13 protein-coding genes are annotated in these 9,347 nt (G+C 62.7%); 7 read left to right on the plus strand and 6 right to left on the minus strand.

Features of this window, described 5'->3' with window-relative positions; translation table 11 throughout:
- The 7 genes from AC1DY5_RS29955 to AC1DY5_RS29985 form a co-directional block, all read left to right on the plus strand.
- Positions 1-302: tryptophan 2,3-dioxygenase family protein (locus AC1DY5_RS29955; protein WP_478117360.1), on the plus strand; the 302-nt coding region annotated here is incomplete at its 5' end.
- A gap of 143 nt (positions 303-445) precedes the next feature.
- Positions 446-1,162: a nitroreductase gene (locus AC1DY5_RS29960; protein WP_478117362.1), complete on the plus strand. Its 717-nt coding sequence runs from the start codon at positions 446-448 to the stop codon at positions 1,160-1,162.
- Positions 1,163-1,219: 57 nt separating this feature from the next.
- On the plus strand, positions 1,220-2,170 hold the full coding sequence (locus tag AC1DY5_RS29965) for a ring-cleaving dioxygenase (protein ID WP_478117364.1): 951 nt from the start codon (positions 1,220-1,222) through the stop codon (positions 2,168-2,170).
- 152 nt (positions 2,171-2,322) lie between these two features.
- Positions 2,323-2,958 carry an NAD(P)H:quinone oxidoreductase gene (gene wrbA, locus AC1DY5_RS29970; protein ID WP_478117366.1) on the plus strand — a complete coding sequence of 212 codons (636 nt, stop codon included), beginning with the start codon at positions 2,323-2,325 and terminating at the stop codon, positions 2,956-2,958.
- Between the two features lie 94 nt (positions 2,959-3,052).
- Positions 3,053-3,964 (plus strand): LysR substrate-binding domain-containing protein, encoded by a 912-nt coding sequence (locus tag AC1DY5_RS29975; RefSeq protein ID WP_478117379.1) that lies wholly within the window; start codon positions 3,053-3,055, stop codon positions 3,962-3,964.
- A gap of 117 nt (positions 3,965-4,081) precedes the next feature.
- The gene (locus tag AC1DY5_RS29980; RefSeq protein ID WP_478117368.1) at positions 4,082-5,200 is read left to right on the plus strand and encodes an iron-containing alcohol dehydrogenase; all 1,119 of its coding nucleotides are present in this window, start codon (positions 4,082-4,084) and stop codon (positions 5,198-5,200) included.
- Positions 5,197-6,018, plus strand: a complete 822-nt coding sequence (locus tag AC1DY5_RS29985; RefSeq protein WP_478117370.1) for a tryptophan 2,3-dioxygenase — start codon at positions 5,197-5,199, stop codon at positions 6,016-6,018. The genes AC1DY5_RS29980 and AC1DY5_RS29985 overlap by 4 nt, the downstream gene beginning before the upstream one ends.
- A 100-nt stretch (positions 6,019-6,118) precedes the next feature.
- On the opposite strand, the gene AC1DY5_RS29990 is transcribed toward AC1DY5_RS29985, so the two are convergent.
- The 6 genes from AC1DY5_RS29990 to AC1DY5_RS30015 all read right to left on the minus strand — a co-directional run.
- Entirely contained in the window at positions 6,119-6,838 is a 720-nt protein-coding gene (locus AC1DY5_RS29990) for a citrate lyase subunit alpha (RefSeq protein ID WP_478117381.1), read from the minus strand.
- Positions 6,799-6,969, minus strand: a complete 171-nt coding sequence (locus AC1DY5_RS29995) for a citrate lyase subunit alpha (protein ID WP_478117371.1) — start codon at positions 6,967-6,969, stop codon at positions 6,799-6,801. The genes AC1DY5_RS29990 and AC1DY5_RS29995 overlap by 40 nt, the downstream gene beginning before the upstream one ends.
- A 211-nt stretch (positions 6,970-7,180) precedes the next feature.
- A complete protein-coding gene (locus AC1DY5_RS30000; protein WP_478117372.1) occupies positions 7,181-7,408 on the minus strand; it encodes a hypothetical protein in 228 nt (75 codons plus the stop codon).
- Positions 7,405-8,262, minus strand: a complete 858-nt coding sequence (locus AC1DY5_RS30005) for an HpcH/HpaI aldolase/citrate lyase family protein (RefSeq protein ID WP_478117374.1) — start codon at positions 8,260-8,262, stop codon at positions 7,405-7,407. Before AC1DY5_RS30005 ends, AC1DY5_RS30000 begins: the two co-directional genes overlap by 4 nt.
- A 19-nt stretch (positions 8,263-8,281) precedes the next feature.
- Positions 8,282-8,953, minus strand: coding sequence for an alpha/beta hydrolase (locus tag AC1DY5_RS30010; RefSeq protein ID WP_478117375.1), 672 nt, complete (start codon positions 8,951-8,953; stop codon positions 8,282-8,284).
- Positions 8,953-9,347: electron transfer flavoprotein subunit alpha/FixB family protein (locus AC1DY5_RS30015; RefSeq protein WP_478117377.1), on the minus strand; the 395-nt coding region annotated here is incomplete at its 5' end. The genes AC1DY5_RS30015 and AC1DY5_RS30010, both read right to left, overlap by 1 nt.

The following is a 9,347-nucleotide window of genomic DNA, read 5'->3' on the forward strand; positions in this document are numbered from 1 at the left end:
GGTCTGGCGCGACATCTACGCGGGTCTGGCGCGACATCTACGCGGACCCGGACAAGAACATCGAACTCCAGCAGCTCGGTGAAACGCTCGCCGATATCGCCGAGGGATTCAGCAATTGGAAGTATCGCCACCTGACGGCGACGCGCCGGACCTTCGGCGCACGACCGGCCTACTTCGACACCGAAGGCGTCGCATGGCTGGTGCCCACGATGGACGAGATTCCATTTCCCGAACTGTGGTCGGCGCGCACCTTCATCGGCGACCCGCCTCCCGCTTGTCCGCACATGGCCAGGCAACGCTGACGAGCTTCTGGCGGCTCCGTTGCGGCATCGATCGTTCGTCAATCCGGAACCCTGCGTACAAGCGTTGACGCCTTCTCAACCGATCGCCGCGTCCCTACGATCTCCCTGCTTTTCACCCCAGCGTCACACAAGAGGAACCCACCATGTCAGCGAACCTTCGGATGGAGAATTTCGAGTTGAATGCAAACCCGTTCATTGATGACTTGATCCGCGAGCGGCGCACCAAGCGCGGCTTTCTCGATCGACCCGTCTCGCTCGACATGGTCAGAGAGATACTTTCCACTGCAAAGTACGCACCGAGTTCGAGCAACACGCAACCCTGGCGCTGCTATGTCGTGACCGGGCGCGCACGTGAACGGGTGACCCAGGCGGCGGTGGCGGCGTTTCGCGCCGGCCCCGAGAAGCTGGCACCCGAGTACCCCTTCTTTCCGCAGCCGCTCCCCGAGCCGTACTCGACCCGCTTCAACACCTTTCGCGGCCAGCTCGGCGATGYGCAAGGCGTGGATCGAAGCGACAAGACAGGTCGCATGCGCGACGTCGAGCGCCAGTTCCTGTTCTTCGATGCACCGGTGGGCATCATCTTCACGATGGACCGGTGTCTCGAATGGGCAAGCTTCATCTGCTACGGATGCTTCCTGCAGAACATCATGCTGGCAGCCAAGGGCCGAGGGCTCGACACCTGCCCGCAGCAGATCTGGTCGCTGCAATACCCCGTGCTGCGTACCGAACTCGGCATTCCCGAAGACCAGATGGTGATTGCCGGCATGTCGCTCGGCTGGGCCGACAACAGCCTGCCCGAGAACCGGATGAACCTGCACAAGGTGGAGACGGACGAATTCACTTCCTTCATCGACGCATAGCGGCAAGCGTCCGCAAAGGCTCTCATTGCAACCACTGAATCATTCACAGGAGATCCAATGTCAATCATCAAAGGCTTCCACCACCTGACCGCCTGTGTCAGCGGCGCACAGGAGGATGTGGACTTCTACGTCAAGCTGCTGGGACAGAGCCTCGTCAAGAAGACCGTTCTTCTTGACGGCGAGGAGCCCGTCTACCACCTCTACTACGGCAATCCCCAGGGCGATGCGGGCACCCTGGTGACCTCGTTTCCATTCAAGCAAAAAGGCGTGAAGGGGCGACGGGGCTCGGGTCAGATCAAGGTCATCAACTATTCCGTGCCCAGGGGCTCCCTGGACTTCTGGCGCGAACGCTTCGGCGCTAAGGGCATCGCCTTCGACAAGGAAGTGGTCGAGCGCTTCGGCGAACCGCGGCAGCGCTTCCAGCATCCCTGTGGCATCGAGTTCGACCTCGTGGCGTCCGACCGAGACGCTCGCCCGCCCTGCTCGGCCAGCGACATTCCGCAGGAGTTCGCGATTCGCGGCGTGCACAGCATCACCTTGTCGCTTCGCGAGGTCGCCGAATCCATCATCTTCATGCAGGATGCACTGGAATTCCGGTATGCCAGAGAGTCCGGTCCTTACCACCGCTTTGAAACCGCCGACGGCACGCCAGGCACCGTCGTCGAGTTCCTTCACGAGCCGGACCGCCTGCAGGGCTCGTCCATCTACGGTGAAGGCACGATCCATCATGTGGCCTTCGCGGTAGACAACGTCGAACAGCAGATGATCATCAAGGAAAGGCTGATGTCGATGGGCCACATCGACACTTCCGAGTCGGTCAACCGCAACTACTTTCGCTCGATGTATTTCAAAATGCCCGGCGGTGTGATGTTCGAGGCGGCAACCATCGACATCGGATTCGCGATCGACGAGGAACCCGGGCACTTCGGCACGGAGTTTCAGCTTCCGCCGTGGCTTCGTGAGCGCAAGCAGGAGTTGCTCGGCCGCCTGGAACCAATCGCGGTCTGAGTTCGTCCCCCAACGCTCGCCGCCCCTGGTTCAGAACCCAATCACTTTCAAAGTTGCTTCTTCCCGGCACGAGGTCCCCGCGGGTCTGCACGGACGCGGCCAGCAACGCCGGGGTGGAGCTCGATCCTCCTCAACAGATACAGGTCAATCCCATGTCAAAAACAAAGGTTCTCATCGCTTTCTATTCCCGCAACAACTCCACCGAGCTTCTTGCCAAGGCCATTGCCGAAGGCGCGATGTCAGCGGGCGCGGAAGTCAGGCTTCGCCGGGCGCGGGAGTTCGTCGGCCCGGAGGTCATGCGGCAATCGCCCGGCTGGTCGGAACGGGCCACCGAAATGAACGCGAAGTACGAAGCCCCGACAGAGGCGGACGCCGAATGGGCGGATGCCATCGTCTTCGGAACACCGACGCGCTTCGGGTCGATTTCGGCCGAACTGAAAGCCTACATCGACGGGCTCGGCGGTCTCTGGTTCCAGGGCAAGCTCAATGGCAAGGTGGGATCGGTGTTCGGGTCGACATCCTCCAAGCACGGGGGCAACGAGTCGACGCTCCTGTCGATCTATGGGCCGATGGCTCACCTCGGACTGATCATCGTGCCACTGGGCTATGCCGACGCGGCGATGTTCAAAGCCGGTACGCCCTACGGCGCGACCCACGTTTCCCAAAAAGATTCCGTGATGCCCGACGCGGATCATCTCGCAGTGGCAGACTTCCAGGGAAGGCGTGTCGCCTCGGTCGCCAGAGCATTGGCGGGCGCGCACGAGCGCACGCCCGAGACGGTCGCCTGAACGAGGCGGGCACGCCAGGAGGGATGCGGCCGCCTCGGATCGCATCAACCTGGCTGGGCGCAGTAGACTTGCGCCCGTCTTCATCGGGCGTCACATGTTGGACTTGAAGGATGTCTTCTATTTCGTACAGGTCGTCGACCGCGGGGGCTTCACGTCCGCGGGCTTGAGCCTTCGCATGCCCAAGTCGACATTGAGCCACCGTGTCCAGGAGCTCGAGGCGTCCCTGGGCGTTCGCCTCCTCAACAGGACTTCTCGTCAGTTCGGCATGACCGACATCGGCAAGGAGTTCTATCAGTACGCGATTGCGACGCTGCACAGCGCGGAGGTTGCCGAGGAGGCGGTTCGCCAGAGATTGACGGAACCCAGTGGTGTGATTCGATTGACCACGGCCGTCGAGATTGCCCAGTTCGCCCTTCGGGATCTTCTGCCCATCTTTCTCAACCGGCACCCAAAGGTGCGCATCATCGAGATCGCGACCGATCGCTACGTGGATATCGTCGGCGAGGGATTCGACTTGGCAATCCGTGGGCATACCGCGCCGCTTCAGGATTCCACATTGGTACAGCGGGCCATCGCCCACGTGCCCTGGTATCTCTTCGCAGGTCCCAAGTACCTCGAACAGATGGGCGTACCTGAGCGGCCGGAGGATCTGGCGCAGCATGCGACCATTTCGATGGTGCGCAACGGACCACTGCAATGGCATCTGCGCGGACCGGACGGTGAAGAAATCACGATGCCCATCGACCCCCGGTTCCAGAGCAACAACATGGTCGCGCTCAAGGAAGCGGCATGCGCCAACCTGGGGATCGCCGCGCTGCCGGGCTACATCTGCAGATCGGAACTGCAGGGGGGGACCTTGCGCCAGCTTTTGCCTGATTGGGTGGCCGCGGACGCGCGAATGTCCGCGTTGATTCCCTTTCGCACAGGACTGCTTCCAGCCGTGCGTTCGTTGGTCGATTTCCTGGCAGTCGAGATTCCAGTCATCACCGCATTCGACCAACAGTAGGCTGCACCGGACTTCGATCGTCCACCAACATGGACGCTGCGTTTGACCTTCGACGGCTTGTGAGGCGACGGTGACGGCTCTATCTTTTCGGTCTTGAAACTGAAAAGGCCAATCGAAATGAACCAATACAACTGCTTGCCGCAAGACGGCGTCTTCTGGGGCGAGCACATTCTGCAGAGCACGGCTGCCCGGCTCGGGGACTATGGGATTGGTCACGCAATCACTTTCACGGTCGAGCCGTTGGCGAATCTGAATCAGACCCACGTGCAACCGAACGTGAAGCAAGGCGTCGGCACCTTCACGGAACTTCCTGCACACGCCCCAGACATCGCCGTCCAGGGAGGGCTCGACGCATGCCTGCGTGCCGGAGCAGAGTCAATCATTGCTTTGGGCGGCGGATCCGTACTCGACGCGGCAAAAGCAGTGTCCCATCTGCATCACGAGAAAACCGGTCGCTTTCTTCCCATCGCGGCGCTGCCCACGACGCTCTCGGGCTCCGAGTTCTCTCACTACTTCGGCATCACCGAGACGGACGGTGCGCAGAAGTTCAAGCGGAGCTACGCTGTCCGTGAAACGGTTCCGAAGGTCGTCGTGATCGACCCCGTGCTCGTGCTCGATACGCCGCGTGTGCTGCTTCTGTCCTCTGCCATCAAGGGCGTGGATCACGCGGTCGAAGGAATGCGCAAGGTCACCAGGGAGCATCCACACGCGATCATGGCAGCGAGCGGCGTGGCGCGATTCCTCCGGGTTCTCGAGAAATGGCCCGAGCGGATGCAGACCCGTGAGGCGATCGACAAGGGGTTGGTGACAACCAACGACCTCCTGCAACTTCAGCTCGGTGCCTGGCAGTGCTACTTCTCTCCCGCATCGGTCATCTACGGGCTCAGCCACCGGATCGGACACATCCTCGGTGGCACCTACGGGCTACCGCACAGCGCGACGTCCTGCATCACCCTCGCGCCCGTCATCCGCGCCTGCGCGGATTTCTACGGCGACAAGCTCGAGGTCTTTGCCGCACGTCCCGGGGAGGAACTTGCCGCGGCGCACCTGGCCGAGCGGATCGCGGGCCTGGTGAAGGCACTGGGCCTCCCCGATCGGGTCAGCGCATTCGACCTCGACAAGGCCAGGCTGCCTGAAGTCGCCACGCTCCTGAAGAAGAACTACCCCAACGAGGTCGCCGATCTGGGCACCAACGCCACGGGCAAGCTCGACGCCCTACTGGAAGGGCTGTGGTGAACCTCGGCAGTTCCCAGGCGTCGAACGAGCCAGCCGGTCAGACGCCATACAGCGCTTGGCTGCAAACCGATGCGCTTCACTCGCTCCAGAAGACCGTCAGCAACCACCAGGGGGAGTTCGGGTTCATCGTCGCGGCGCAGATGTCCGAACTCTGCTGGATGCTGATCGTCAGAGAACTCCAGGCTGCACAGAAGCAGCTGCGCGCCGACAACCCGACAGAAGCATCTCGAACGCTCAGGCGCGTGACCGCACACTTCGAGCCTCTGAACGCCACATGGCGTTCCATCGCCTGGTTGACGCCGAAAGACCTGCTGGCCATGCTGTCGCAGGTTTCTGCCAAGCATGGAGCCTGCAGCGTCCTTCAGGGTTGGATCTATCGACACGCGGTCTACCTGCTTGGCATCAAGGAGGCGGGTCACTTGCAGCACTTCACGACCCAGCCGGGACGTTGGGAACATCTGAAGACGGCACTCGCCGAACCCAGCATCTATGACGATGTCCTGGCGTACTTCAGTCGCATCGGATTGACTGTGCCGCAGCATGTGCTCGATCGGGACCTGGGCGCGCCCTATGTTCCCAGCCAGGACGTGGAACAGGTCTGGCGTGACATCTATGAGGATCCCTATCCGGACGCTCCGCTCCAGCAACTTGGGGAAACGCTCATGGATATCGCCCAAGCATTCACTGACTTGAAGTATCGCTACCTGATGACGACGCGCCGAAGCTTTGAAGGCGTTGCAACGTTGGCGCCCCTGGTGAATGAGCTTCCTTTTCCGGAGTTGTGGTCTGCGCAAAGCCACAGCGGCGAGACGGGGTGACTACAGAATGATGTTGTTCCGGGGCTGCGGCATCGGCGGAAGGCTCTCTTCTCCCACCAGCGCCTTCAGCTGTCGCTCGATGGCGACGGCATCACAGGCTTCATGAAGGGCAACATGATCGCCGGGTTGTCTTCTTTGGTCCCGGCTGCGAAATCAAGCGCGTGGTGACCACGGCCAGCCGCGCCCCGGCCGCCGTGTCGGCATGTCCGCCGGATCCGCCGAGGATCACTCTGTCGCTGCCTGTCGAGACGTTGACGTTGAAGTCCAGATCGACCTCAGCCGCGCCCAGCAACATCGTGTCAAGCTGCTCGACCAGCGGCCCCCGCGAGTGCGGATTGCCATACATCGACGGCGACATCGACAGGTGGCGTCGATCCCTGCGATTGGAATCGACCGCACGCAAGTCGAAGCACTGCACGTCGTAGATGTCGCGAAACAAGCCTTCTTCGAGCATTTCGACCAGCGTGCCTGTTACACCACCTGCACCGAAGCTGCCCTGTATGCCTCGTTGGCGCACCAGCTCTTTCACGAACATCGCGGTCGCGATCGATACGCCGCCGGCTCCCGTCTGCATGGAAAAGCCGTCTGACAGCACGCCGGACGCCCCGATGACCTGGGCCGCGGACGATGCGATGCGCAGCCCCAGCGGGTCCTCGGTTGGGCGGGTCGTGCCCGACAGGATGCCCTGGGGATCGCCGATCGAGTCGACCGTCGCCACGAAATCCACCCGGTCCTGTGCAATGTCGATCGTCTCCGAGGGCTGGGGCAGCAGGTGATCCGTCACCGCCACGACCCGATCCGCGTGCCAGGCATCCACCATGCGTAGCCCAGGGGGTCGCAAGCCGCCCGACCCTCGGCGCCGCTCAGATTTCCCTGGATGTCGGCCGCAGGGGCCGCAGCAAAGGCAACATCGATGTGCAGCTCGCCCGACTCGATCGCGCGCGCGGCCACCGTGCATTGTCATGATGACAGGCGCCGCCATTGCGCCTCGAGAGATCGCCGAGGCCACGGGCCCGGACATGTAGGCGGTGTGCAGGCCTGTGACCACGCCTGCTCGAATGTGATCCACCAGCGGCGCGTGGACGGGGAAGATCGAACTCGCTGCGAGCGTCAGACCCCGAAGCCCTCGCCGCGCGGCGATGGCTAGGATCTGGTTCAGGACTTAGTCGCCATTGCGCAGATGATGGTGGAACGACAGCGTAGCGCCGTCAGTGATACCGCAAGCCTCGAAAGCAGACTCCAACGAATCCAGCAGCTTGTCACGTCCCCGCATGTGCGGTCCGGTGCGTTGCCCTGCGCGAACCACCCCCTCGGACGGCGGTAGGACGCCGGTGACCGGCGACACCTGGCCATAGCCAGCGATCGCATTCGGCAGGAGGCGCGTGCTCATGAATTCGCCCTCTCTCCCGCCCGACCCAAAGTGCGCCGAGCCTGTCGCACGACCGGCACGTCGACCATACGGCCGTCGAGTTGGACCGCGGCACCATCCGCCGCTGCATCTGCCTCGACGACGCGACGTGCCCACGCGATTTCCGCCGCGGAAGGCGTCAGGCTGTCATGGACCACGTCGATCTGACACGGATGGATGCACAGCTTGCCGCTGAAGCCGAAACGAACGGCTCTTTCGGTGTCAACGCGCAGGCGGTGCTCGTCATCGACTTCTGCGGTCACCCCATCTACCGCAGGAGCCAGCCGCCGGAGACGCGTCGTCATTGCCACGGCGAAGCGCAAAGGAGCCAGTTCGGACTGGTCCTCATCACATTGAAGCCCGCAGTCGACCATGAAGTCGATATGGCCGACCACGAGTCGAAGTACGCTAGGTGCTCCTCCGATGTCATTCAACGCGTCGTAGCCAGCCGCGCTCTCGATGAGAGGAAGAATCGGAACGGAGGGCAGGAGCTTTCTGACGGTCGCAAGCCCCTCGGCCGACTCCACTTTAGGAACCATGACGCCATCGAGCCCTTCCAGGCGAACGAGCCAGTGCAAGTCGTCCTGTCCCAGGGTTTGTTCGACGGCGTTGATACGTACCATCAATGGGACGCCAAGCAACCGGAGCGCCGGCAAGGCCTTCTCTATCGCCTCGCGCGCACCGAGCTTCTCGCTCACGGGCACTGCATCTTCAAGGTCGAGGACAATGGCATCCGCGCCGCTGTGCAGAGCCTTCTCGAACCGATCCGGGCGGTTGCCGGGAACAAAGAGGATGCTGCGAGCATTCGCCAGCTTGGAATTTGAGTGATTCATCATGCGTATCGCTCCTGCTGGCTCAACTCGCCAGGTGGGACATCACAAGCGAGCGCAGGATGTGCAGCTTGCCAGTGAAAAAGTGGTCTGCGCCGGGGACGACGACAACTGGCTGGACCTCGGGGCGAGCCCAGTCCAGCACAGCCGCCAGCGGAACGCGTTCGTCGTGCTCGCCATGGATGACAAGCGCATAGGGGAGGTGTCCCTGGGGTGTGTCGTAGCGGCGCCCCCCTTCGACTTCACCAAAGGGCATGCCTGCCAGGCACACCCGGTGCGCCGGTATGCTGGCATCGGCGAGCGCGCGTGCGACGCGCGCCTGCACGAAGGCGCCGAACGAGAATCCGATCAGAGTCAATGGAAGTTCCAAGCGGGCGGCATGCAGCATGCCCTGCAACGCGAGCACGTCTTCGGTCTCTCCTCGACCTGCGTCATGCACGCCCGCGCTGCGGCCCACCCCGCGGAAGTTTGGTCGCGCCACAATCCAGCCTTGCTCGTAAAGTGCGCGAGCCAGGAAGTGCGGAACCTTGTGCGGCGCGTTCCCACCGAGTAGTGGCTGTGGGTGGCAGATGATTCCGATGCCGCACGCCTGTTGTGTCGGCAGATCGATGATGACCTCCATCGGACCCGCAGGCCCGTCGACAAGACGGTTGCCGCCCTCGCGAAGATCAATCGCACTCACCGGAGTGCTGGCCATCACAGCGCCTTGACGAGTTCCGGCACGGCCGTGAACAGGTCCGCCACGAGGCCGTAGTCGGCCACGCTGAAGATCGGGGCTTCTTCGTCCTTGTTGATCGCCACGATCGCCTTCGAGTCCTTCATGCCCGCCAGATGCTGGATCGCGCTCGAGATGCCGCAGGCGATGTACAACTGCGGCGCGACGATCTTGCCGGTCTGGCCGACCTGCCAGTCGTTCGGGGCGTAGCCTGCGTCCACCGCGGCGCGGCTGGCACCGAGACCCGCGTTGAGCTTGTCGGCCAGCGGCGCCATCACTTCCTGGAACTTCTCGGCGCTGCCCAGGGCCCGGCCGCCCGAGACGATGATCTTGGCGGCCGTCAGTTCGGGGCGCTCGCTCTTGGTGACCTCGCGGC

It is taken from the genome of Variovorax sp. P4_D9, assembly GCF_056401695.1.